The sequence below is a fragment of the Methylobacterium sp. AC315 genome (assembly GCF_979253755.1).
Genome location: NZ_CEEDEA010000003.1, coordinates 24,611 through 49,454, shown reverse-complemented (window position 1 = coordinate 49,454; position 24,844 = coordinate 24,611). Strand labels below are relative to the sequence as shown.

General features: G+C 66.4%; 22 protein-coding genes. 11 read left to right on the top strand and 11 right to left on the bottom strand.

The features are described from left to right. Positions 1–28: 28 nt before the first annotated feature. On the bottom strand, positions 29–355 hold the full coding sequence (locus tag AC0IY0_RS05395; RefSeq protein WP_471763472.1) for a hypothetical protein: 327 nt from the start codon (positions 353–355) through the stop codon (positions 29–31). On the opposite strand from AC0IY0_RS05395, the gene AC0IY0_RS05390 reads away from it, so the two are divergent. The 3 genes from AC0IY0_RS05390 to AC0IY0_RS05380 all read left to right on the top strand — a co-directional run bounded on the left by AC0IY0_RS05390 (position 257) and on the right by AC0IY0_RS05380 (position 3,414). Continuing rightward, positions 257–967 (top strand): HAD hydrolase-like protein, encoded by a 711-nt coding sequence (locus tag AC0IY0_RS05390; protein ID WP_471763454.1) that lies wholly within the window; start codon positions 257–259, stop codon positions 965–967. The two genes, AC0IY0_RS05395 and AC0IY0_RS05390, sit on opposite strands and share 99 nt — an antisense overlap. Continuing rightward, positions 964–2,202, top strand: coding sequence for a glycosyltransferase (locus AC0IY0_RS05385; protein ID WP_471763252.1), 1,239 nt, complete (start codon positions 964–966; stop codon positions 2,200–2,202). Before AC0IY0_RS05390 ends, AC0IY0_RS05385 begins: the two co-directional genes overlap by 4 nt. Positions 2,203–2,721: 519 nt before the next feature. Continuing rightward, positions 2,722–3,414 (top strand): class I SAM-dependent methyltransferase, encoded by a 693-nt coding sequence (locus tag AC0IY0_RS05380; RefSeq protein ID WP_147905982.1) that lies wholly within the window; start codon positions 2,722–2,724, stop codon positions 3,412–3,414. Between the two features lie 134 nt (positions 3,415–3,548). Here the strand turns inward: AC0IY0_RS05380 and AC0IY0_RS05375 are convergent, their stop codons facing one another. Then, positions 3,549–3,902 carry a hypothetical protein gene (locus AC0IY0_RS05375; protein WP_471763251.1) on the bottom strand — a complete coding sequence of 118 codons (354 nt, stop codon included), beginning with the start codon at positions 3,900–3,902 and terminating at the stop codon, positions 3,549–3,551. Here AC0IY0_RS05375 and AC0IY0_RS05370 point away from each other — a divergent pair. The 3 genes from AC0IY0_RS05370 (at position 3,879) to AC0IY0_RS05360 (ending at position 8,764) form a co-directional block, all read left to right on the top strand. Further along, complete coding sequence (locus AC0IY0_RS05370) at positions 3,879–5,726, top strand: glycosyltransferase (RefSeq protein WP_471763250.1); 1,848 nt, start codon at positions 3,879–3,881, stop codon at positions 5,724–5,726. The two genes, AC0IY0_RS05375 and AC0IY0_RS05370, sit on opposite strands and share 24 nt — an antisense overlap. Continuing rightward, positions 5,723–7,387, top strand: a complete 1,665-nt coding sequence (locus tag AC0IY0_RS05365) for a Wzz/FepE/Etk N-terminal domain-containing protein (protein ID WP_461230767.1) — start codon at positions 5,723–5,725, stop codon at positions 7,385–7,387. The genes AC0IY0_RS05370 and AC0IY0_RS05365 overlap by 4 nt, the downstream gene beginning before the upstream one ends. A gap of 249 nt (positions 7,388–7,636) precedes the next feature. After that, a complete protein-coding gene (locus tag AC0IY0_RS05360) occupies positions 7,637–8,764 on the top strand; it encodes a glycosyltransferase (protein ID WP_471763249.1) in 1,128 nt (375 codons plus the stop codon). Positions 8,765–8,838: 74 nt separating this feature from the next. On the opposite strand, the gene AC0IY0_RS05355 is transcribed toward AC0IY0_RS05360, so the two are convergent. The 6 genes from AC0IY0_RS05355 to AC0IY0_RS05330 form a co-directional block, all read right to left on the bottom strand. Continuing rightward, positions 8,839–10,275, bottom strand: coding sequence for a hypothetical protein (locus tag AC0IY0_RS05355; protein WP_471763248.1), 1,437 nt, complete (start codon positions 10,273–10,275; stop codon positions 8,839–8,841). Between the two features lie 303 nt (positions 10,276–10,578). Continuing rightward, on the bottom strand, positions 10,579–11,940 hold the full coding sequence (locus tag AC0IY0_RS05350; RefSeq protein WP_471763247.1) for a polysaccharide biosynthesis/export family protein: 1,362 nt from the start codon (positions 11,938–11,940) through the stop codon (positions 10,579–10,581). 268 nt (positions 11,941–12,208) lie between these two features. Next, positions 12,209–13,624 (bottom strand): lipopolysaccharide biosynthesis protein, encoded by a 1,416-nt coding sequence (locus AC0IY0_RS05345; RefSeq protein WP_147905988.1) that lies wholly within the window; start codon positions 13,622–13,624, stop codon positions 12,209–12,211. A gap of 192 nt (positions 13,625–13,816) precedes the next feature. After that, entirely contained in the window at positions 13,817–14,893 is a 1,077-nt protein-coding gene (locus AC0IY0_RS05340; RefSeq protein WP_471763246.1) for a glycosyltransferase family 4 protein, read from the bottom strand. A 201-nt stretch (positions 14,894–15,094) separates the two neighbouring features. Beyond that, positions 15,095–16,111: a glycosyltransferase family 2 protein gene (locus tag AC0IY0_RS05335; protein WP_147905990.1), complete on the bottom strand. Its 1,017-nt coding sequence runs from the start codon at positions 16,109–16,111 to the stop codon at positions 15,095–15,097. 416 nt (positions 16,112–16,527) lie between these two features. Next, the gene (locus tag AC0IY0_RS05330; protein ID WP_471763245.1) at positions 16,528–17,874 is read right to left on the bottom strand and encodes an FAD-dependent oxidoreductase; all 1,347 of its coding nucleotides are present in this window, start codon (positions 17,872–17,874) and stop codon (positions 16,528–16,530) included. Between the two features lie 690 nt (positions 17,875–18,564). Between AC0IY0_RS05330 and AC0IY0_RS05325 the strand changes: the two genes are divergently transcribed. The 3 genes from AC0IY0_RS05325 (at position 18,565) to AC0IY0_RS05315 (ending at position 20,464) form a co-directional block, all read left to right on the top strand. After that, complete coding sequence (locus AC0IY0_RS05325; protein WP_461230760.1) at positions 18,565–19,026, top strand: Ros/MucR family transcriptional regulator; 462 nt, start codon at positions 18,565–18,567, stop codon at positions 19,024–19,026. 204 nt (positions 19,027–19,230) lie between these two features. Further along, positions 19,231–19,440, top strand: coding sequence for a hypothetical protein (locus AC0IY0_RS05320; RefSeq protein WP_471763244.1), 210 nt, complete (start codon positions 19,231–19,233; stop codon positions 19,438–19,440). Positions 19,441–19,681: 241 nt separating this feature from the next. Further along, positions 19,682–20,464, top strand: a complete 783-nt coding sequence (locus tag AC0IY0_RS05315) for a collagen-like protein (RefSeq protein WP_471763243.1) — start codon at positions 19,682–19,684, stop codon at positions 20,462–20,464. 68 nt (positions 20,465–20,532) lie between these two features. Here the strand turns inward: AC0IY0_RS05315 and AC0IY0_RS05310 are convergent, their stop codons facing one another. The 3 genes from AC0IY0_RS05310 to AC0IY0_RS05300 all read right to left on the bottom strand — a co-directional run bounded on the left by AC0IY0_RS05310 (position 20,533) and on the right by AC0IY0_RS05300 (position 21,904). Next, a complete protein-coding gene (locus AC0IY0_RS05310) occupies positions 20,533–20,754 on the bottom strand; it encodes a hypothetical protein (RefSeq protein ID WP_147910638.1) in 222 nt (73 codons plus the stop codon). Between the two features lie 82 nt (positions 20,755–20,836). Beyond that, the gene (locus AC0IY0_RS05305) at positions 20,837–21,067 is read right to left on the bottom strand and encodes a hypothetical protein (RefSeq protein ID WP_147940774.1); all 231 of its coding nucleotides are present in this window, start codon (positions 21,065–21,067) and stop codon (positions 20,837–20,839) included. A gap of 57 nt (positions 21,068–21,124) precedes the next feature. Beyond that, positions 21,125–21,904, bottom strand: a complete 780-nt coding sequence (locus AC0IY0_RS05300; RefSeq protein WP_471763242.1) for a sugar transferase — start codon at positions 21,902–21,904, stop codon at positions 21,125–21,127. Between the two features lie 720 nt (positions 21,905–22,624). Between AC0IY0_RS05300 and galE the strand changes: the two genes are divergently transcribed. After that, on the top strand, positions 22,625–23,617 hold the full coding sequence (gene galE / locus AC0IY0_RS05295; protein WP_147910634.1) for a UDP-glucose 4-epimerase GalE: 993 nt from the start codon (positions 22,625–22,627) through the stop codon (positions 23,615–23,617). Positions 23,618–23,677: 60 nt separating this feature from the next. Then, positions 23,678–24,820: a glycosyltransferase gene (locus AC0IY0_RS05290; protein ID WP_471763241.1), complete on the top strand. Its 1,143-nt coding sequence runs from the start codon at positions 23,678–23,680 to the stop codon at positions 24,818–24,820. Positions 24,821–24,844 lie beyond the last annotated feature (24 nt).

The following is a 24,844-nucleotide window of genomic DNA, read 5'->3' as shown; positions in this document are numbered from 1 at the left end:
TTCATTGAACCAGCGACGCCGGTACTAATCAGCGAATTTGTTTCTGAATATTATTAACTTTCGGATCATCCACTGCACATATCGCACGCGGTGCACCATGCTGTTGCCAACCATCCGGATTGGCGGGCATGTCGGGTCTTGGGTGGGCGATGTGTCCGCGGTGGCTATACGCACCGATTTTTAGGGTTAAAACGGCCTCATGCGTCTTCCCAGAACCGCGGCCGCCCGGATCATCTCCTGCGACGTATTTGATACGCTGCTCCACCGGGATCACCGTGCCGAGCGTCAGCGGTTCAACGATATCGCCGTGCTCGCCGCGCGGCACCTGGCCGCCGAACGGCGGATCGTGCGGCATCCCGGGGCGATCTACGACGCCCGGATCGACGTCCAGAAGCAGGCCTATCGGGCGCTCGACCTCTCGTGTCCCACCGGGGATGTCCGGTTCGCCGACATGATCGACGCGATGGGACGGATCCTCAGCCTCGACGCGCAGGCCGCAGAGGTCCTGCACGAGGCCGAGATCGCGGTCGAGATCGCTCAGTTGGCGGCCAACAAGGTCCTGCTGGCGTGGCTGCGCGAGCAGGCGCAGGCGGGATGCCGGATCATCGCCGTCAGCGACACCTATCATCGGGGCGAGACGATCGCGCAGTTGCTCGCCGCGCACGCCCCCGACCATCCGGTCGCCCGGATCTACGCCAGCGCCGACCACAACGCGACGAAGCGGACCGGCGCCCTGTTCGAGGTCGTGCTGCGCCATGAGGACGTCGCAGCGGCCGACATCCTCCATATCGGCGACGACACGACGGCGGACGTCACGATGGCCCAGGCCGCGGGATTGCGCACCCTGCAGGTCCTGCGACCGAAGCACCTCGTCTTCCGGCGCCGGGCCGATGCCGTGCGCGCCCGCGCGCTCCACGGGCTCCGGATCCGCGCGGGGCGGGTGTCGCAGGCGGGCGGGCCGGCGTGACGGTGCCCGACTCAGGCCGGCTCGACGCGGAGGCGTTCGGGCGCGTCGCGCTCGGCCCGATCCTGGCCGAGTTCTGCCTCCGCCTCTGGATGTTCGAGCGGTTCCTGCAGGGCGAGGACGCCGTCCTCCTGTTCTGCGCCCGGGGCGGCCTGCGCCTGAGGCTGGCCTACGAGCATTTCCTGAAGCGGGCCGACCTGCCCCAACGCCTGCCGCACGCCGACCTGATGGTGTCGCGCCTCGTCGCGGCCAAGTCGGCCTTCGATCCACCGAGCCCGGGGGTCCTGTCCGAACTCGAACGCGAGTTCAGCGGCCAGTCGATGGCCGAGATCGCAGCCGCCCTGGCACAACGCGACGACCTCGACCTCCCGCCGGCATGGCGCGAGCCGTTCGAGAAGACGGTGTTCACCACCCTGTTGGCCGGGAAAGAGCCCGGCGTGGCGATGCTGCACCGCGCGGTCGCCGAGCAGGATGCGCTGTTCCGCGCCCATCTGGCGGCCTGCACGGGCGAGCGCCGCCACGGCATCCTGGTCGATACCGGCCTGTACGGCAGCACGCTGCGGATCCTCCAGGAGGGCATTCCGGATCGGCAATGGTCCGGGCTCCAATTTGCCCGCTGCAACTACAAGCGGCTTCCGACGCCACATTTTTCCCGTCTGGTGGGCCTGAGCGTCGAAAGCGACGGATACAAGCCGTGGGACGTCCGAACCTCGGCACTCCGCTTTTGGCAATTGATCGAGGCGTGCCTCGAACCGGATCTCCCGAGCGTTCGGACCTTCACGGCCGGCGAGGATGGAGCCGCGCCGCGGGCCAATCTCCAGATCCCCGGCTGGGAGAACCGCATCGCGCCCGCGCAGCCCGGCTTGTTCACCGGCGTCCTCGCCTACATCGAGAGCCTGGGGCCGGACACGCTGCACAGGGTTCAGCCGGATGCGGCGCAGGCTTGGCAGTTTCTCAAGGATGCCGTCGTCTGGCCGAACGAGCAGGCTGTCACGGCCTTGAACCTCGGCCATCGGTCGCGGGATTTCGGACGGACCGAGCTGCGCGCACAGTTTGCCAACCCGGCCGCGATCAACCCGGTGCAGCAGATCCGCGAAAGCCTCTGGCGCGAGGGCGCCGTCATTCGGACGTTCCCGCGGGGAGGCCGGCTCGCGCTCCCGCTCATCGAGTTGCTCTATGCAGGCCGTGCCCTGCGCTCGGAATTGCGGGCGCTGCGCCGACGCAGCCCAAGGGCTTAGAGCGCTCGCGGCCGAAGTGGCTGGCGATTCAGTGTAAGCAAGGGCACAGAGCCGTTCCCGGCGGCAACGCGATCGAGAACGACTCTCGCTGCAACGTGCCAGGCAGCGTCCGGCCGGGGCCGTTAAAGGTGGTCTCGACCATGACCAATTCGCTGCACACAACGCGGATATAAGTACTGATCCGGCCTTGGCCGTGTCTTTCACCGCTATATTTCTGCCGTTAGGTCTATCTCTTCGCTTGGGGGGATTTTCGGCACCTCAAGCCAGTTAGAATGTGCGCCCGCGCCGGCGACTTCTGCAAGCCTGATCGGTTGGCAAAAACCGACGTTCAGAAAGAATAATGATAGTTATTGGCCTTAACGATCATCTCGTTAAGCAGTTGATATTCCAGCTGGATGGTTGCGCGCGCAGCCATCTGAGCTACAAAAAACTGCGATGTGATGAAGCCATATCGGTCGCCGGAGCGTTAACGGCCCGAGAAACCGATCCCCCATCATGCGGATGTGAGGAAACGATGGTATGTTAGAAATCTATCAGAGTGAGACGTACGCAGAGAACAATCCAAGCTGGCACGAGGAGGACGCACCCTGGAAGGCGACGCAGATCGCCCGGATTATGAACAAGAACGCCGTCACGTTCGACACGCTCTGCGAAGTCGGATGCGGGACCGGCGACATCCTGCTCAACCTGGAACGGGCCTTCAATTTTTCGAAGGGCTACGGATACGAGGTCTCCCCGCACGCCTACCAGCGCGCCAAGCGCAAGGAGACGAGCCGGACCAAGTTCTACCTCGAGAGCGTGTTCGACGCTGAGGCTCCGCCATTCGATGTGATGCTGGCGATCGATGTGATCGAGCACGTCGAGGATTACATCGGCTTCATGAAGCAGATGCGCCCCCTGGCCAAATACAAGATCTTCCATATCCCGCTGGATCTGTCGGTGCAGTCGCTGTTCCGTGAGCGACCGATCATGAACCTGCGCAAGAGCGTCGGCCACCTGCACTACTTCTTCAAGGAATCGGCGCTGGCGACCCTGCGGGATTGCGGTTACCGGATCATCGATCACGCCTATACGGCGGGCCGCCTCGAATTGCCCAATCAGGCGCTCTCGAGCCGCCTCATGAAGATTCCGCGCCGGGCGATGTTCTCCCTGAACCAGGATCTCACGGTGCGGGTCCTCGGCGGCTATTCCCTGCTGGTCCTGGCCGAATAAGCAGGATCGATCGCGCCCTGAAGCCTCCTCGATCCCCTGCGCCGTTTCGGGGGGCGGTGCCCGCGCGGGCAGCGTCCGTTTCTTGTACCCGGACGAATGACGGCGTAAGGATCGGGCGCCTCAAGGCTCGTTTACTAGTAATATCGTCTCGATTGTGCAAAACGGGTTTCAGCAATTGAAAAGGCAGCGCCGGCTTGAGACAGTGACGTTCGCCAGGCTAAATATTCAGAGGAACCTTTGTTCATAGTGGCGACATCAATAAGTTTCAGGCCAATTCGAAGTTGGAGTTTATCGGCGGCATGACGGCGGCTGAATCGTTTGGGATCAATGGTCGCTTCCTGACGCAATCGATGACCGGCGTCCAGCGGTACGCGCTGAACGTGACCCGCGCCATAAGCCACGCTGCTGCGGCGCAGGGAGCCGAAATCCCTTTGCTGGCGCCGGCCGGCACTCAGGATCCCGGCTTGACGGGGACGCCGCTCAGGCACGCCGGCCGCTCGGGCGGCCATGCCTGGGAGCAGGCCGTTCTGCCGCGTGCGTGGCCGGGCCCGCTGCTCAATCTGTGCAACACCGCGCCGGCCTTCAAGGCGGATCAGGTGGTCTGCATCCACGATGCGAACGTGTTCCTGGAACCCGAGAGCTACAGCACCGCGTTCCGCACGTTCTACCGGACTCTGCAGCCGTTGCTGGCGCGGCGCGCGGCGCGGATCTCGACCGTCTCGGACTTTTCCGCCGGTCAGATCGCGCAGCATCTGTCCCTGAAGGTTTCCGACATCGTCGTCCTGCCCAATGGGCACGAGCACGTCCACGCCTGGGATCCCACGCGGGCGAGCCGGGCGCTATCGGCGCCGCGGCGCAACCCGGACGGGACCGAGCGGCCGTTCGTACTGGCGCTGGGTTCGCGCGCGCGCCACAAGAATCTCGGTCTGCTGCTCGGCCTGGCGAGCGCGTTCGCCGATCTCGGCGTCGACCTGATCATCGCCGGCGGCCAGGCCGGGATCTTCGCCGCGGAGGCGTTGCAGCGCAGCGAGAACGTGCAGCATCTCGGCTTCGTGACAGACGACGATCTCGCCTACCTTCTCGAACGCGCCCTGTGCCTGGCGTTCCCGTCGCTGACCGAGGGGTTCGGGCTTCCGGCGCTCGAGGCGATGGCGTGGGGCTGCCCTGTCATCTCCACCGATCGGGCGAGCCTGCCGGAGATCTGCGGCACCGCCGCGCTCCTCGCGCCCCCCGATCGACCGGAGCTTTGGTTGGCGCATGTCCGGGCCCTTCTGGGCAGCGCCAGTCTTCGGGAGGACCTGATCGGCCGCGGACGCGGCCAGGCCGCCCAGTTCTCCTGGGTCGAGACCGCGCAGGGTTACATGGATGTGATGCGGGCGCCCAAGCGGCGAGACGTCGGGCGGCCCCGCACGGCGTCGGCCGCGCCGAACATCGCGGTCGTGATCGCGACCCTGGGTCGGCCGGAGGTCGTGGCGCAGACCCTGCGACGCATCCTCGATCGGCAGACCTACAAACCGGCCTCGGTGATCATCTCGTGCATCAAGCCGGAGGATGCCGGCGAGGCCGCGACCTGGAGCGACGTGACGGTCGTCACCGGCCGCCCGGGCCTGGCGACCCAGCGCAACGCTGCGCTTGCCGCCCTGCCCGACACCGTCGATGTCGTCGCCTTCTTCGACGACGACTTCGTGCCGGAGGCCCACTGGCTCGATGTCGCCGCCCGGCTGTTCCGCGACGAGCCGGATATCGTCGCCGTCACGGGCGACGTGCTGGCGGACGGCATCAAGGGGCCCGGCCTGAGCTTCGCAGAGGTCGACCGCCTCTTGAGCGAGAGCGGGCCGTTCGTCCCGGCGCCGCTGATCGAGCCGTTCAGCCCGTACGGCTGCAACATGGCGTTCCGGCGCTCGGCCATCGGCAGCCTGCGGTTCGACGAGCGCCTGGTCCTCTACGGCTGGCTGGAAGACCGCGATTTCGGCGCCGCCCTGAGGGCGAAGGGCGGACGGCTCGTGAAATGCATGGCGGCGCGCGGCGTCCACATGGGTGTGAAGGGCGGCCGGATCGCCGGCGACCGCCTCGGCTATTCGCAGGTGGTTAATCCCCTGTACATGCTGCGTAAGGGAACGATGACTTACGCTCAGGTGGCCGACCACTTGTTTCGCAATTTCACCAGCAATCTGGCCCGATCGGCCGTCCCCGAGCCGTTCATCGATCGGCGCGGCCGATTGCGGGGCAACCTGCGAGGCGCCGCCGACGCGCTCCTGGGACGCCTCGAACCTGAACGGGCCCTAGAGATCCGACGGAAAGCCGTGAGATGAGCGCGCACGATCAAAATCGGATCTCGCAGGACCGGCCGCAGGTCGTCTGGCCGTTCCCGGAGGCCACCTCCGTAGGCGTTCCGGACGGCCCCCTAGCTGTGATCACGGCTGCCCTGAAGGCGGCCCGGCGCCACAAGTTCGTGGTGGGACTCTGGATCCTGTTCTGCGTGGGCGTCGCCGCGCTGTACGCGGCCACCGCCACGCCGGTATTCACCGCGACCGCGACCCTGTTGCTCGAGCCGCGCCGCCAGGCCGGTTCCGGATCGCCGGAGGGCTCGCTCGCGCCGAGCCTCGACGGCGGCCGCGCCGAGAGCGAAATCCAGGTGCTCCGCTCCGAGCGCCTGCTGTTCAACGTCTTTAACAGCCTCGGGCTCGCCAACAGCCCGGAATTCGGCGCGTCCTCCGCCGGCAAGTCCGAGCGGTCGGGGCTGAGCATCAAGTCGTTGCTCGGCATTCCCGAGCCGCCGCCGCCGAGCCCCGAGGTCGTACAGCAGCGCCAGTTCGAAAGCTTCGCGCAGCAATTCGGCGTGCGGCGGGTCGGACAATCCTACGTCGTCGAGGTCTCCTACAGCTCACCCAATCCGACCTTGGCGCGCCGGATCGCGAACGCCGCGGTCTCGGCCTATCTCTGGCAGTCGATCGCCGCGAAAGCCGACGCCGCCAAGAACGGCGCCGAGTTCCTGCAGGGCCGCGTCAACGCCCTCACCTCGCAGGCGCGGTCGGCGGCGACGGCCGTGTCCAACGGCAGCCTTCCCGACGCGCCGACCCCGGACGCCGATGCCCGGGTGATCGGGGCCGCCCTCCAGCCCCTCCGGCCGTCGGCACCGCGCAAGGCGCTGATCCTGGGCCTCGGCCTGACGGTCGGGCTCGTTGGCGGGTTGCTGGCCGTCGCCCTGCGGCAGGCGCTCGACCGGCGGATCCGCACCCCCCAGGATCTGGTCCAGCGCGTCGGCATCCCGTGTCTCGCCATCATGCCCGACGTGTCGCGCAAGGGCGTGGCCGGACGGCGCGGCCCGACGGACCTGCGCTCCGCCACGACGCTGTGGCTCGGTAACAGCGGCTTCGCATCCGGCATCCGCGATCTGCGGACATCGATCCAGCTCGCCCTGTCGAGCCGTCCCGGAGACAGCGAGGCCGTCGTCGCTCTCGTCGGCTGCACGGCGAATTCCGGGACCTCGCTGATCGGGCTTAACCTGGCCCGGATCATCCGGGAGAGCGGCCGGTCGGTGACGATGATCGACGCCGACATCCACGGATCCGCCCCGCGCTCGCTGACCTACGACGTCGACAACTGGGACGGGACCTGCCTGGCCGATCTGATCGAGGATCCGAGCCGCATCCCCGGCGCCAAGCTGCTCGATTACGGCGGGATCTCCGTGCTGCCCGCGCGCCTGCCGAACACGGCGGCCAACAGCCGCGTCTACCTGGGGGCACCGGCCTTCCAGAAGGTACTCGACCACATGCGGCAGACGGGTTCCGTCATCCTCGACCTGCCGCCCCTGTCGGTCTCCGCCGAGACCCGGGCCGCGGCCCGGCGCGCCGATGCGGTGATCATCGTGGCCGAGGCCGGACGCACCACGGTCGACGAACTGTCGGATGCCGTGAACGGCCTGCGCAGCGCCGGCGCCAGCGTGATCGGTGCCGTCCTCAATCGCGCCTAGAGCCGTTCCCGTAAGGTGCCGGCCGCCGTTCGCTCGACGATGATGCGGGCCGGAAAACCAGCGCACCGATTCGCTATCGGTTTCGTGCACGACGCGCGCGTCGCGTCGTGCCACGGGGCCGGTTCGTATCCCGGTGCGCCGCCTACCCCCGAACCGCCCTCCGCTCCGGTGGGGATCGCCTGACGATTCGCCGTCCCCGCTGCCTTCGGCGATCATCACCCCTGCCCGCCTCGACTCAGAGTGTCCCCGATGGCCCCCGCGACGGATCGAAAGATCAAAGTCCTTTATTGCCAGCCCGGCACGACGGTGTTTGCGGGGATCGAGCGCGTCAACGACGCAATCTGCACGGAACTGGCCGAAACCTACGGCGACACGTTCGATGTCGATGTCCTGCTCGTCTCCGAGCACAAGAACCATCCGCCCCTCCCGCGGACCTACACCATCGTCCGGCGCCCGGGATCGACGCGCCTCGGCCTGATACGGGCGTTCCGCAGCGTCGTGCGCGAGAAGCACTACGATCTCGTCGTCGTTCCGCAGATCGAACCGGCGGTGATCTTCTGGTTCTCGCGCCTGGGCTTGAAGCAGCCCATTGCGATGCACCTCCACGGGAATCCGCGCCGGGAGAGCGGGCACCTGAAGGCGAAGATCCTGTTCTTCCTCCTCCGGCATCTCGTCCTTCGCCGCGTGGCCGTGGTGTTCGGCACCTCGCCCCGGCAGCTTCGCGCCTTCACCGAGGACTTCAACTGCCGCAGGCCGACGGTCTGGGTGCCGAACCCGGTGCGGACATTCGAAGCGCCCGGGCCCGACGACAAGCCGACGGCCGGCCTGGTGACGTTCGTGAATGTCGGACGCTACGATTACCAGAAGGGCCAGGACATCCTGGTCGACGCGTTCGCCGCGCTCTACAAGCGCCGGCAGGATATCCGGCTGCGTCTCGTCGGCCACGGCGCCGACAAGCCCGCCCTGTCCGAGCAGATCCAGCGCCTCGGCCTCGGTGACGTCGTCACGCTCGAGTATCATCCCGACAACCCGCAGCAGGTGCTCTACGCGAGCGACGTCTTCGTCGCGACGTCGCGATGGGAGGGCTGGTCGCTTGCCATCTGCGAGGCGCTCCGGTGCGGGCTGCCGGTCATCTCGACCGATTGCGAGTTCGGGCCGAGCGACATCCTGATCGACCGTCGCCTCGGGCAACTCGTCCCATCGGGCGACGAGGCCGCCCTCGTCGAGGCCATGAACGACTATTGCGACCGGATCGACGAAGAGAGAACGTTCGCGGATTACAGGCGGCAGAATATCGATCGGTACAGCGTCGAGAACTCGACGAAGATCCACGCGGACGCCATCAGGCAAGCCGTCGAGGCGTCCCGGCGGGTCTGAGCGCGCACGCAACGGACCGGGCAGCGGAACCGCTCCGGTGCACCGGCCCTATGATCCGCTTCAGGGGCGTTGCGCTATCGGAGCGCGCTTCGCACGTGGCCCAGGGCGATCGGGCCGGGCAGCAGCCTCGGAGCCGGCGCGGCCGCGATCCGCTGACGCTCCGGCCAGGCGGACGCCACGCCGGCGAAGACGTAGAACAGCAGGCTCTGGTCGACCGTGGGTCCGGCGATGATGGCGCCCGTCAGCAGGGACAGGCAGGCGACCCGGGCGGCGGAGCGCACGTCGCTCGGATAGCTGCGAGGCTCGCCCCGGCGCACACCGAAGACGGTCGCGATGAACAACAGGTAGAACACGGCCCCCGGGACGCCGACATTCGACAGGATCGCCAGCGGGAAGCTGGAGGTCCGGTTGGTGCCGAGACCGACGCCCAGGCCCCAGGTATCGAAGAAGTTTTGCAGAGCCAGGGCGTTCCAGGACGAGCGCTGGACGCCGGACTCCGTCTGCCCCTTGCTCAGGATCAGCGCATCGACGTATTCGTAGATCTTCTCGCCGACCCCCTCGGTCGCCAGCACCAGCAGGACGATCAGGCAGAGGATGAGCGGGCCGAGGACGACCGTCGCGGCGCTGAACCGGTCCTGCGGGCGCAGGCTGCACCGCTGCAGCGCGGTGGCGTAGAGCAGCCCCAGCACGACGACGGCGCCGACCAGCCCGGTCGACGAGGTCGAGATCACCACGAACACCAGGGAAAGCAGGGCCAGGGTTCCTGTGACGAGGGGCTTTCGTCCGCACAACCACAGCATGCCGGTGAAGCCGAGCGCCCCCAGCGTCATGCTGGCGAAGGCGGACGCTTCCGGCCAGGAGCCGATGATCCGCCGCATCGTGCCGACCACCTCCTCGTCGTGGAAGGTGTACTGGGCGTTCCGGATGAACTGGAGCGCCTCCTGCGTGCCGGTGGCGCTGGTCACCAGGTCGAGGATGCCAAAGCCGATATTGGTGGCCGCGTAGGCGATCAGCGCGGTGGCGAGCGTCTCGAGGCCCCGCAGCGTCGATCCCACGGTCGCGATCATGAGGAAGCAGAACAGGTCGCCGATCAGATAGATCGGCTGGGTCAGGTTGCTGGAGACCGGTCCCAGCGGCACCGAGCCGTCACTGGTGCTTTGATACGCCGAGGTCCCGAGCGGGATGATGTAGGTCGCGTCGGCGAACAGCCGCGGCATGACATAGCTGCTCAGCACGCCGTACAGGACGAGGCACATCAGCCAGAAGCCCGGCTCTGTGATCTTGAGCGCCTCCAGCGTCTCGACGGCCGTCTTGCGCCAGAACAGGGTCGAGATGCCCAGGAAGACCAGAAACAGGTGAGCCGGCTGGATGTTGGCGCCGCCGAGCAGGAGCGCGGCTGCGGACCCGAGCGTGCAGAACACCACGAACGCCACGACGGTGGATCGGGTGCCGAAGAGCAGGCAGAACAACCCGACGACGATCGTGATCGCACCGATCGGTTCGAAGCTCATGATCCGCCCGCCTCGAGAATGTAACCGCTCAACAGGAATCCCTCCCTTCCGGTGCCACGACCGGCTGGGGCGCCGAGGACATCGGTCCAGCACCGAGACCCTGGAACCGCTCCCGATCGCGTCGCGACGGGGACCCGTTCCAAGGCCTTGATGCGACGCGCTCGCCGCCGCCGAACCGGTCTCCGCTTCGGCGGCGAGCGCTCTGGAGCATCGTTCCGAAAGGCGGCCCCCGGCGTTCGGAAACAGTCGATGCGGATCGACGATCTAGGACATCGTGCCGGTTTCGATATCCGGCACGATCCATCAGCGGTCCGCGCTCTCCGCGGCCCGGCGGACGGCTTCGGCGGAGGCCGGGCCGGTGCGGTTCGTAGTAACACCCTCCAACGGCCGGAGCGGCGCGGCGGCTTGCGGCCCTTCCCCGGACTTGCCGCCCTGCTGCCGGATCAGGGTGACACGGACGACATCGCCCGGCTCGACCTGCCCGTCTTCCTGCGCCAGCCACGTGTTCGAGCGGTCCCCCGCCCTGCGGGTCACCTCGTACCGTGCGGTCAGCATGTCGCTGCCATCCTCGGAGCTGCCGACAATCTGCGACTCGGCATCCGCCGAGAGCCGCCCGGCGGTCAGCGCCTTCTCGTCGTTCTGCCCGAGCTTGAGGCGGATGTCGGAGGCCTCGGCCAGGGCATCACGCCGGAACCGGGACCGGAGGTCGATGATGTCGCGATCGGCTCGGGTCAGGCTCTGCTGGGCACGCAGCATCGCAACCTGCACGTCCAGCCGGTTGCTCTCGAACGCGGCCTGGCTCTGCTCGGCGGCCAGCTTCCGCGGCGTGATGGCCAGTCCCTTGGACACGAGATCGTTGACGAGATTCAACTCGCCCCGGCTCAGTTCGAGCTGGCGATCCAGCGACTTGGACTTGTTCTCCAGCGCGCCGATCTCCGACCGGAAGCTGGTCATGGATTGCTCGATCGTGGCGATCTCCGCCTTGATCGAGTTCCGGCGCGTCTCGAACAGGAGCTGTTCGCCGCGCATGGCCTGATCGGCCCGCGCCTTGTCGGGCACTCCCTTGAGATCCTGGCCGAACGTGATCGAATCGGCGCCCGCGATCTCCGCGTCGAGCCGGGCCAGCTTGGCCGCCAGCGCGATCCGCTCGGCGGCGAGCATCCGCAGGTCGCCGCGCGTCGTCACCATGTCCCGGCGCGCCGCGCGGGGATCGGCAGAGCGGACCAGACCCTCGGCGGTGCTGACCGCCTGCAGCACGGTCAGACCGGGCTGGTACTCGAACTTGCCGGGTCGCTGCACTGCACCCATGATGTAATACGGCCGGTACTTGGCGACTTCGACCGACGCCGCCGGTGTTTCCGCCAAGTCGGCCGCCTGTTTCAGCGAAGTTCCGATGGCTTCGGCCAGATCGGTCGGCGTCCCGCCTGCAGCCTTGATCTGGCCGATCAGCGGAAGCGACACGGTGCCGTCGGCCGCGACGGCGAATTCCCCGTTCAGCGCGGTCCACGAATACGCCTCACCGGTGTTGCGCCGCAGATCGTAGACGCGAATGGTCAGTCGATCCTGCGGGCCCAGCAGGTAACGACCCGGCGCTTCGGCGGCCGGTGCTGCGAGAACGCTGGCAACCACGAACACGCAAGACGCAGCAATCTGCCGCCAAACCATTCACATCTCCTGAACCGGAACCGGTTTCCGACAAAATACTTGGGCGCCCATCCCGCTATTGGGAAGCGGAGCCGGGATGCGCAGCTGACCGTTACTCTATACGATATGAGGCAACACTCAACCCGCTCCGCAGTTTACGCAAATATCGGAAGCCCCGGATCAGCTAAAAATCGAGCAACACGATAAACAATCAATTCTCCCTGAATGGGATCGGATGACAGCAAATTCAGCCTGGCATCCCGTATTGCCGGAATTTTCAAGCCCGACGTTACTGCCGCAGTGCACGCAACCGAAATCCGCACAGATGCATGGACGCAGCGTAGACGACCGCACCACACGATGTCAGCGCAATCAGAGCTACGAGCGACCCGGCCTCCGCACGCTGGAGCGCCGCCTGCAAGAGCAGGACGGCCGCCGACATGGCGACGCAGGCCACACACACCTGCCAAAGGTTCCGCATCTGAAGCGGAAGGCTGGCCCCGATCAGACCGCGGGCATAAATTGCACTGACGAGCATATGCAGAGCCGCGGCGAGGACCCGCGCGTACAACATCAGCAGCAACCCGCCTACGTAGAAGGCGACGGTCATCAGCGGGATCTTGATCGCCGTTTCGAAGGCATTGATTTTGAGCAGCAAATTCGGCTCATCGACAGCAATGCACAGCGATGACACCGGCTGGTAATAGGCCGTGAACATGACCGCCAGGGACAGCCAGCGCAGATAGACCGCGGCGGAACTCCACTGGCTTCCGAGGAAGACGCTGACGATCTCCTCCGAGGTCAGCGCGATCCCGATGCCGGCCGGCAGCGCGATGAACATGGTGAGGCGCGCCGCCTTCAGGAACGAGAGGTGCAGCCGCCTCCGGTCGTCCGCCATCGTGGCGAACGCGGCCATGACCGGCCGCATCGCGGGACCGATGAGGCTCTGCGTCGGCATGACGGCGAAGTCGCCGGCCAAGCTGTAGCGGCCGAGGACCGACTTCTCGATGTTGTAGCCCAGGAACACCCGGTCGTACTGCCAGCTGAACGCGGCCAGGATCTGGGACGACGTGAACCAGCCGGTGAACGCCGAGAAGTCGCGCACCCTCTCGAACGAGAGCCGCGGCCGGTACGGAGCCAGCACGTAGGACAGGACAGTCGGCATCAGCGACGAGACGACCGGATTCACCACCAGGGCCCAATAGCCGCCGCCCGCATAGAGGGTCGCCAGCGACAGCACCGCCGCGATAATCTTCCCCGAGAAATCCACGATGAACGAGACGCGGAAATCCAGATCCCGGAAGAAATGCACCATCGTGGGGCTGTAGAGGCTTCGCGCGATGGGCCCCAGCGCGAGGGCCAGAATGAGCAGGACCAGGCGCGAATCGTCGTAGATGTGGGCCATCGGCCAGGCGGCCAGCATCATCAGGACAGCGATCACGCCGCCGCGCAGCAGGCCGAGGGTGAAGGCGGTATCGAGGTGGGAGGTCTCGATCTTCTGCAGACGCATCAGGGCCTGAACCAGGGGCACCTCCAGGACCATCTCGACGATCGCGACCAGCGACACCGCGATCGCCGTGAGGCCGAAATCCGCGGGCGTCAGCATCCGTGCGAGGAGCAGCAGCGTTGCGAGGTCGATCACGCGCGCCAACGTTCGGGCCGCGACACTCCAGCCGGCACCACGCAACGTCTTGATGGTGAGCATGAAGCGATCCTGCGGAAGACCGACAATCCGCGGGATCGCGCCTGGCGCGAGACGCGATGTCTCTGTCCCCGAGATTGAACCTGTAAAGGGGCGATAAGGCGATGACAGGCCTTTTCGGGCCTATTCACCCACTACCCTTCACGATGCTCTGCTGAACAGCACCTTAAGGCAAGACGGCCGGACCCGCCGGACTCACGGCGCCGCGGGCTTCCTCCGGCGGCCGACGGCGCGGCCGTAGACCTCGATGGTCTGGCGCGCGACGCGCTCGATCCGAAGGTTGGCGATGCCGATCTGGCTCTTGGCGCGCCACGCCTGCAGCTGATCCGGGTCGGAGACCAGCATCCTGAGCGCGTCCGCGATCTTGTCCGGAGCGTTCGGCGGCACGAGGATGCCCGATTCGCCCTGCCCCAGCAGTTCGGGGATCCCGTCCACCTGCGTGCCGATGATCGCGCATCCGGCCTCCCGCGCCTCCGAGAGCACGAGGGGGGCCGGATCGGCATGGGAGGGCAGCACGAAGATGTCGGCGCCCAGCATCCACGGGTAGGGGTCGCCCTGGGGGCCGGCAAAGGAGATCGCGGCAGCCGAGGCCATCTCCCGGGCCATCTGGGCGTAGGCGTCCTGCGTCGGCCCGCCACCGACCACGTAGAGCCGCGCGGCCGGCTGCTCGGCATGAATCACGTCGAACGCCTTGAGGAGGTCGGGCAATCCCTTGCGGGGATGAAGCCCGCCCACGAACACGATCGCCGGGTGAGCGAGCGCGCGTGCCACCTCGGAGCGGCTGGTCATGCGCGCGGACCCGATCGTGCCGTTCAGGACGACGTCGATGCGGTTGGCCGAGATGCCGCGCTTCTGCATCGACCCGGCGACGGCCGCACTCACCGCGATGACGCGGTCGCCCAGCCCCATCAGGATCGCGCCCTTCTCGAACTCGTTGTGGACCGTCGTGACCAGCGCGACCCGGGTCAGCTTGCAGGCCGGCCAGGCGAGGACGGCGCTCGTCATCATGTGCGCGTGGACGATGTCCGGCTTCCAGCGCCGCAGGAGCGACGCGAGCCCGACCATGGACTTTACAACCGGACCCGGCCGACGCTCGTGATCGATCGGGAAGATGGCGATGCCGTTCGCCCGGAGCAGGTCGTCGAAATCCCCACCCTGGCTCGCCATCGCGACGGTGTGGCCGAGCTTGGCCTGCGCGCAAGCGAGGTCGACCGCCGCGTGAACGTGACCGTTCAGCCGGCGGGTGTGGTTAAGGAGATGCAGAACCCGCACGTTACACCAACGCTCGCTTTAACCGAGACCTCACCGGCATGCTGTCGGACATCGAAGATATCGGCACGTTATGCGGCGTCTCAAGACAGGACCCTAGTCAATACCGAAGCCTGATACAAACCAACCCACATTATTTTAATACGCAATTCCCGTCTTCTCGCGCGATCTGCGACGCCGGACGGCCTTCAGCCGTCTCCGCCTCTACTGGGAGGCGTTGGCTGCACGGAGGAATTGCCGCGCCGACCGTCGCCCGACCGAGAACCGGAACGCGAGGAGCGCCTGCGCCTGGCGGAGGGGGGCCAGAAACATCGCCATGAAGAACAGGGCGTTCGCGATCTTCCATTTCCAGGGGCGCGGTTCGATCACGATGGCCCGGAGCAATTGCAGGAACGATCGCAGCCCGTACCGGGAGCCGCGGACGATCGCCGCCGAGAAATCCATCAGCCGGAAGTAGAAGGTCTGATCGGCCTGGATCAGCTTGGCTTCCGGGCGCAGCTGCTGCACCAGTCGGCGAAGATGGGCCAACCGCATCTCGAAGCGCCGCAAGTCGCGCTCGAAGGTCAAAGCCTTCGGGGCTTGTCCGAGCCCGGAATCGTTACGGCCATGGACCCGGTACAGACCGAGGCTGTCGGCGATGCTCACGACATCGCCCATGAACGGCGCAATCAGCAGGATGACCCCGTCGACCGCCTTGTCGTAGTCGCATTGATCCAGGATCTCGCAGACATCCCGGCGGAACACGTTCCCCGAGGTCGGCGGCGTCTGGTAAACGCCCGAGAGCAGGATCTCGTTGACGATCCTGTCCTGGCTGCGGAAAGCCTCGAGCGCCGGGTAGCGCTCGGTGACGACACGTCCGGCGGCATCGACGCAGGTCAGGCAGAACTGGACCTTCGCGACACCCGGATCGAGCGCCTGGAGGATCCGGTCGAGCGACCCCGGCAGCAACTCGTCGTCGGCATCGAGAAACAGCACGAACGGCGCCCGGGTCAGGCCGAGACCGTACAGGCACGCCGCCCGCTGGCCGCCGTTGGCGATCCGGTGGGCGCGCACGCCGGTCTGCGCGATGACGTCCCAGGAGTTGTCCGTGGACCCATCATCCACGACCACGAGCTCACAATCCGGCACCTGCTGGGCGACGACGCTTCGGATCGCCCGGCCCACGTAGGTCTCATAATTGAAGCACGTGATGACGACCGCAATCCTCGGCTCATTCTCCACGACAGCTACCCACCCGCTCCGCGCGCCTACAGATCAAGCCTGCTCGCAAGCCCACCGAACCGGCTGAACCGGCGCATGGCCCAAGCGAACGCCGGATCGGCAAAACGGGCGCGCTACACCCAGACCTGAGAATCCGCCTCCGCCCAAAAGGGGCTGCAGTCCGGAACCCGGGTGGCATGTATCCCGGTCGAGCAGCGAAATCCACTCGTGCAAATGACTGATACAATGAATGAGTTGGTCAATGCCCAACCTTGGCCGTCATTCACTGATACAACTTTACGTATTATCGGACTATAAACTCATGGGTACGAACAATTACGCACTCGCCATCTACGCAACAATCAGAGCGCCGGCTCTCCTTTGCGTTCGGCGCGCCTCGGTCGCGAGCATCCGCCACCGCGGTCAAGGATGTCGCCTCACGGTGTGGTCGGCTGGACCGCGCGCCGCAGATGCGCCTCGGCAGTCTGCGTGGAGACGCGGGCGGTCGGCTGATAATCGAAGCCGCCCTGTCGCCCGAACGACTCGATCCCGAATGCCCGCAGTTTCGCCTGTGCCACGGCGACCCGCGCCTGCGCGCCATTGACGTAGATGGGATAGGCGTTCGGCACGAAGCGGCCGCCCTCGAGCTTCAAGTCGCCGTCGAACAGATGGTTCTGCGCGACGTGGGACCGGAAATCCTGCTCCGCGATCGCGAGGCTGTTGCCCGCCTGGGACGCGATCACCTCGACGCCGAAATAGTGCCTGCCCTCGACCGCCCCGTAGAAATCGGAATACATCGTCAGACGCTTCCAGAATCCCTTATGCGAGAAGTTGTAGAGAACCGAACAGTCGAATCCCTTTCGGCCGGAGAAGCTGAAGAACAGGCTGATCAAGGTCACCGAGGTGAGGTTCTCGTCGGCCCCGATCCCGCAGAGGTCGAGGGCATGGTTGATCGGGATCGTCGATACGACCCGGTCGGCGGTCAGGGTCTGGCCGCCCGCCTCGATCTGAAACTTGGCGCCGACCTTGCTGATCCGCGACACGGCGGAGCCGAGCCGGAACACCGTGCCCTGACGCACCAGCTTCTCGGCCGCCACCGTGTAGAGGTCGTGGTAACCGGATCGCGGCCGGGCGAGCTGTCGATTGGTCGGCGCTGACGCCTTGTGCGGGCGCAGGTGACGGAGCATCGCCCGCGGGGAGGAATGCTCCTTGATCCAGAGCATGCGCTTCTCGGCGAAATCGAGATCCACCTTCTCGGCTGGGGTGCCGAAAAAGCGCGTCATGTAGCTTTCCAGACCCGAGCGCTGCAGCAAGTAGTTCCCGATCCAGTACCGGGCGAAATCACGGGCGTTGCCGATCTTGGGCCGAGAGATCCGTGAATACAGGACGGACAGGCCGATCCTCGCGCAGCCCCACAAGCCCGAACGCAGGATGTCGTCCTTGATCGACAACGGATAGCCCGCAACGGCGCCTTGCGGCGTCAGCTTTCCCCATGTCGGATCGATGGGGACATAGAGCGGCAGCATCTCCGGGAAGTGCGCCAGCAACGGCGAGTCGTCCTGGAATATGAAACTGCCAATATCGAATGTATAGGGACCGATGGCGCAATCGATATGATTGCCGCCGTATCTGTCGAACTCATCGATGACGAGCACGCGCCGGTAACCTTGCTCGTGCAGGACCGCTGCGGAAACCAGTCCGCTGATTCCGGCACCGAGAACAACAGCCTCGAAAGTCTCGGCCGAATCCGGGTGTTCGATCGTCGAGGCTGTCTGCTCAATCATGCCCTACCCCAAACCTCGACCGGAAACGCGTCTCTCGTCATCTGAATGCCGAAACTGCCAGATCGGACTGCAGCGGAACTACGCAGTCAGAACATTGTCAGATGCCGCAAGCCGGATATTTCTCAAGACACATCATTCCCGTTGGTCACTCGTATCGCATTTGAGACAGATCGGTAAATCTACACAGTGGCGCAGAAACGATTTTATTTCCCGTGGCGGATACCCGGGTAATCAGGGAGCGTTGGTGAAGAACAGCCCTGTGATCTCACGGCGTACGGCTACGTGCGCCATGAAGGCGAAAGCGCGCGCTCATGAAGAACTGGGTTCCACCCCCGTTTTCATGATCTCCGATAGGCAACGGTGAAACTGGACAAGCGACTGCCCGGCACGATCCGCAATCAGAGCTTGCAACGCGATGCGCCCATAGCCATCCGCCGGGCTCGGAGAGTGCCTTTCACCTTCATCGAGGCTCTATCGACAGCTCTCGATGGGCGAATCATTTGTATCTTCGGTCCCCGTGCTGATTTCGCTCACATCGAGCAGAGATATTAACAAATTTTACGGTCTTCGGCTGTCGGGAGAGATATTGTTAACGTTCACTGAACCTGAAACCCTGAGATCGGAACGGATCATCACGCCGCTCGTAGTTCGGCACAGGTGTAACGACGGTTATGCCACCAGGAGTCAGTGATGAACGACGATCGCGATACGCAGCACCTCGATTTCAGACGCTTGGCGGCCGATATCGTGGCCGCCTATGTATCGAATAATCATGTGCAGGCTGCGGATCTGCCCACATTGCTGGCGAGCGTCCATGCGGCCGTGCAGGTGGCGGCCGAGGGCGAGACCTCGGCGGTCGTGGCGTCGCCCGTGGAAAAGCCGTCCGCCGCCGAGATCCGACGCTCGGTCGGCCGCGACGCCCTGATCAGCTTCGAGGACGGCAAGCCGTACAAGACCTTGAAACGCCATCTCACCGGGCGCGGCCTGACCCCGGAGCAATACCGGGAGAAATGGGGATTGCCCCGGGATTACCCGCTGGTCGCACCGGATTACGCAGAGCGACGATCCCTCCTGGCGAAGGCGATCGGCCTGGGGCGCCCGAATGCCGCAGCCGACGAGCCGAAGACCCGCGGCCGAAAGAAGACGGCCTGAGGCATCGCCGGATCGGATCACGCGTTCGGCCCGTGGCTAAGGATGGGGCGGCGCAAACCGGCTGCGACCGACGGTCACCCCGGCAGCACCCATCGCCCTGTCGCAGGCGGGGGCCGCGTTCCTGACCCGGGATGCTCCTCCACCTAGATTTCGACACGGCGACACCGGACAAGCCGCGCAGCCGCTTCGCCGAACGAGAGATCGATGCCGCCGACGCCTACCCTCTGTCGTTCCTGCGGCCAGACGACCGATCCGGGCAGGACCTATTGCGTCGCGTGTGCCGTGCGCCAAGCCGACAGCGACGCCCTCGTCTTCGACCGTTGGCTCGGCCGCGTCTTCGGAGGCGCCGGTCTCGTGATCGTTCTGGTGGCCACCTATGCCGCGGCGCGATACCTCAATCTCCTCGGCGGTTGAGATATAGACCGGCCGGTTCGGGACCGCGCGCAGCCCGCCTCACCGGTCGGATCGCCAGTCGCATCGACCGTGACGGTTCTGCCGGAGTCCGGATCCGTCGGCCCGTGGGGAAAGTCCGGATCCTGCGCCTTAAGGAGAGGTCCACGCCGGGCGCGCGGCATCGAAATATGTACGCCGCCCCGTGAAAAATCCGATCGCCCCGCGGCTACACCTCAGTCCGGGACGGTTGGGAGTCTTTGAGATGGCTCGGCGCTGGGTTCTGGTCTTCGCGTGCTGCACCCTGTCATCGGCCGCGCAGGCTGCCGGAGACATCGCCGTGGACATGGCGATGATCTCGAACGGCGATCTCAGGGTCTTCGGTACGCTGGCACCACCCCGCGCCGCCAGCGTCGTCCTGGACGACAAGTTCGACACCCGCGCAGATCAGGACGGGCGCTTCGCGTTCAGGATCCCCTATCACCCTGAAACCTGCGTGGTGACGCTGAAATCCGAAACGCTCAGCCGGCAGGCTGTCGTCGGATACTGCGCCCGGCCGGCCGCCGCGAAGCCGGTCGCGGCGATGCCGGCCCATCCCGCTCCGATCATGCTGGCCGCGAACACCCCCAAGGGCGAGGTCGGCCCGCGGGGCCCCCAGGGCGCGGCCGGCCAGCAGGGACCGGAGGGACCCCAAGGCGAGCGCGGCGCGAAGGGCGATCCGGGGCCTGCCGGTGCCGCCGGTCCGCCCGGGCCCTCGGGGCAGGCCGGCGCGCGAGGTCCGGCGGGCGAGAAGGGCGAACGCGGCCCGGCCGGGCCGGCCGGGCCCGAGGGCAAGGCGGCTGTCGCGGCGGCGGCCCTGCGGGTCCAGGTCGAGGAATGCACGGCCGGTGGGCGCTGCGTCGCCAGTTGTACGGCCGACGAGTTTGCCGTGAACGGCACCTGCAGCGGCGGAGAGCGCCCCGCCATGGACGAGGGCAGCGTCTACTGCTTCGCGATGGGCGCCGCGCCGACCGCCTTGAAGGCCCGGGCCATCTGCGCCCGGCGGTGATGGCCTGGGTGGCTGGGACGCGACGTCGAAGGCCCATCGGGCATCGGCAGGAACGCGTCGCTTCGATCTCAGGATCGTCGTGGTCCGGCGGTGCGGCGTGCGTGCCAAGCGGCGGCCCGGCACCACAGCGCGTCCGGGAGCCGGTACAGCCGCACCACGCCCGCCATCCCGGCCAGCAGCAGCAGGACCAGATACGCCAGCCCGTTCAGCAGCCGGCCCGGCAGCGCCTCCGGCTCGGCCCGGTCGTACCAGAGCGGGTCGGCGTCCCAGTGCGGATCGTTCTCGTCCAAGACTGAACCCCCTCCGCCGCGGACACGGGCGCGGCCCCTGCAGTTCGCAATCGGTTGACCAAACGGAGGCGCCGGGCCGCGCTCACCGCTCGCCCGGCAGCGGCCGCAGCAGGGCGCCGAGCAGGAAGCCGAGCTGGCCGCAGACCAGCAGCGCCGCGCCCCGCCGCAGGCTGCCGCCCGCGCTCAGGTGGTGGAGGTGGAACCCGTAGGCCAGCTCGGCCGCCACCACCGGCAGGAACACCGGAAGGCCCCAGACCGAGCCGAACCGCCCGAGACCGACCCCGAGCAGCGCGTTCAGCAGAAGGCCCTTCATGACCGGCCCGCCGCATCACCCCGGGTCCCGGGATGCGCACGCCAGGACACGCCTGCGCTACTTGCTGCCGCGCTGGGCGAGCACGGCCGGGACGGTGCGCAGCATGATCGCGATGTCCCGGCGCAGGCTCCAGCGGCTGGCGTAGTCCAGGTCGAGCGCCACGCGCTCGGCGTAGCTGGTGTCGGAGCGGCCCGAGACCTGCCACAGCCCGGTGACGCCCGGCGGCACGGCAAAGCAGGTCGAGAACGCCCGGCCGTAGCGGGCGACCTCGGCCTGCACGATCGGGCGCGGGCCGACCAGGCTCATCTCGCCGCGCAGCACGTTCCACAGCTGCGGCAGCTCGTCGAGCGAGGTCTTGCGCAGCACCTGGCCGATGGCGGTGATGCGCGGATCGTCGGAGAGCTTGTGCGTGGCGGCCCACTCGGCCCGGGCGCTCGGGCTGGCGGCCAGGTGCGCGGCCAGCACGCCCTCGCCGTCCGTGACCATCGAGCGGAACTTCAGGCAGCCGAAGCTGCGCCCGTCCCGGCCGAGCCGCATGTGCCGGAAGATCGGCGCCTTGCGGTCGCCGGCCCAGACCAGCACGGCGATCAGCAGCATCAGCGGCAGCAGCAGGAACAGCGCAGTCGCCGCCACCCCGATGTCGAGCCCGCGCTTGGCCGCCCAATCCAACCGAAGCCCACGCGCCACGAACGGCGTCTCCGGGAGCACTGCCTCAGCCACGGCCTCCGCCGCCTCGCTCACCTGACCGGCAATCTGATCGGCCACGTTCGACATCTCAACCCTATGGTGCGGCGCAGAGGCGAGGTGTGAAACTTGGGAGCCGGCCTCGCGCAGCATGGATTCGCTTTCTGGATCGAGATGGCGATGGGATAGTTAATGGGCTGTTAATAGCCATTTCTAACAAATTATTGACCCTGTTACAAGCTCGGCTATACGGCTAATCACAGTCTAACTTGTGTTCACATTATCCGACTATGCAATGTAGCCGTGCGGATTAGCCCCGGCATTGGCCCAACGGGAGAGAGGACGATGCTGTCATCCATCCAGTGTCGGCGTGAGTCCGTATAGTGTCGGTCTAGGGACGACCGGCGTGAGAGCGCCGTTCCTTTGGTGCGACGCACGCAAGGTCGATATCGCCAGCCCCGTCCACCGCCTCACGGCGCCCCAGACCTCCGCCTCGGCGGACGTTCAGCTTGCGGGGGCTATCGAGGGCGCCAAGGGACCGGCACAACGGTCGCGATGGTGAAAACTACGCACGCCGATAGCCGGAGCGGGAGCCCGACAGCGACGCCGAAACCTGCGTCTCATGCGAGTTGCTGGCTTCGCCTCGACATGCGTCCACGTCACGGCGTCCGATCCACGCGACGGCGGTCAGGCGATGGTCGCTCGGATGCGAGCGGCGGGGAGCCGGGCAGATCCGCGCGGGGATCATGGGCAGGGGGGCATGTTTCTGGCGTCATCGCCCTCCACCTACAGAGATGCCGATGGTCGGGCCGCGTCATTGCTTTGTATAGGCGGTCGGACAGATGAGCGTGAATTCGTAAGGGAGCGGACGACATGGCGGTTCTGGTGACGGGCGGGGCCGGGTATATCGGCAGCCACATGGTTCTGGCTTTGCTGGATGCCGGCCACGAGGAGATCGTGGTGCTGGACGACCTCTCCACCGGGTTCGACTGGGCCGTGCCCGAGGGCGTCAAGCTCGTGGTCGGCGACGTCGCCGACCAGGCGCTGGTGACCCAGACCATCCTGCAGCACCGGATCGACGCGCTTGCCCACTTCGCGGCCCGGATCGTTGTGCCGGACTCAGTCGCCGACCCGCTGGGCTACTACTTGGCCAACACCGTCAAGACCCGCGCCCTGATCGAGGCGGCCACCCGCGCGGGCGTGCGCCACGTGATCTTCTCCTCCACCGCGGCCGTCTACGGCGAGCCCGAGGTGGTGCCGGTGCCCGAGGATCTGCCGCTCAACCCGATCAACCCGTACGGCCGCTCCAAGCTGATGAGCGAATGGATGATTGCCGACGCGGCGGCCGCGCACGGCTTCACCTACGTGGTGCTGCGCTACTTCAACGTCGCGGGCGCCGACCCGGCCGGGCGTTCCGGGCAATCGACCCCGGACGCCACGCACCTGATCAAGGTCGCGACCCAGGCGGCGCTCGGACGGCGGGCGCGGCTCGACGTCTACGGCACGGACTACCCGACCCCCGACGGCTCGTGCCTGCGCGACTACATCCAGGTCTCGGATCTGGCGGAGGCGCACCGGGTGGCGCTGGATCACCTGCGCGGGGGCGGCGAGAGCCTGACGCTGAATTGCGGCTACGGGCGGGGCTACTCGGTGCTGGAAGTGATCGAGGTGGTCAAGCGGATCTCGGGGCAGGACTTCGATGTGCGGCTGTGCCCGCGCCGGCCAGGCGACCCGGCCCGGATCGTGGCCGAGGCGGGCCGGATCCGGTCGCGGCTCGGCTGGCAGCCCCGCCACGACGACCTCGACGCCATCGTGGCCCAGGCGCTGGCCTGGGAGGACAAACTCAGTACGCGCAATCGGATCTAATCGACGCTAAAGCGTGGTAATACAGGACTCAAGATATGAATCCTGACAGAGGATGCGTGAATGAGAGTTGCAATCGTACATTATTGGCTCGTGGGCATGCGAGGCGGTGAGAAAGTCGTCGAAGCCCTGTGCAAGATGTATCCCCAGGCCGATATCTTCACCCACGCCTATGCGCCGGATTCGATCTCGCCCGTCATCAAAGCCCACCGCATCCAGACCTCGTTCATCGGCCGGCTCCCGTTCTCCGCGACGCGCTATAAATCCTATCTGCCGCTGATGCCGATGGCCCTCGAGCAGCTCGACCTGCGCGGGTACGACCTCGTGATCAGCAGCGAGTCCGGACCGGCCAAGGGCATCATCCCGCCCTCGAACGCGACCCATATCTGCTACTGCCATTCGCCGATGCGCTACGTCTGGAACATGTTCCACGATTACCGCGAGCGGACGGGGTTCCTGAATCGCCTGCTGATGCCGCCGGCCGCGCATTACATCCGGAACTGGGACGCGATCTCGGCGAGCCGAGTCCACGAGTTCGTGGCGAACTCGGCGACCGTGGCGCGCCGGATCGAGACCTATTACCGGCGCAGCGCCACCGTCATCTACCCCCCGGTCGACACCGACGCGTTCGGTCCCGTTCCCGAGCAGGAACGCGGCGACTACCACCTGATGGTCGGCGAGCTGGTCCGCTACAAGCGCCCGGAACTGGCCATCGAAGCGTTCAACCGCTTGCAGAAGCCCCTCGTGGTGATCGGCGGCGGCGAGATGCTGCGCGAGTTGCGAAGCCTGGCCGGCCCGCACGTCACGATGCTCGGGCCGCAACCCTTCGCCGTGCTGAAGCATCATTATGCCCGGTGCCAAGCCCTGATCTTCCCCGGTGAGGAGGATTTCGGGATTGTCCCTGTGGAGGCCATGGCGAGCGGGCGGCCGGTGATCGCGTACGGGAAGGGCGGCGCGACGGAGACCGTTCAGGAGGGAGTGACCGGGACCTTCTTCCACGAACAATCGGTGGACGCCTTGATCGCCGCGATCGAGCGTTGCAAATCCATCGCGCCGAGGCCCGAAGCCCTCGTCGAACGGGCCTCGGAGTTCAGCGTCGAGCGCTTCTCCACGGCGATGGGCCAGTTCATCGACGGCGTCCTCGCACGGGGTTACCAGGGTCACCGCCCTCCGCTGGCCGGCGGACAGCTCGATCTTTTGAATTGAGTTTGCGTCGACCGCTTCGTTTTG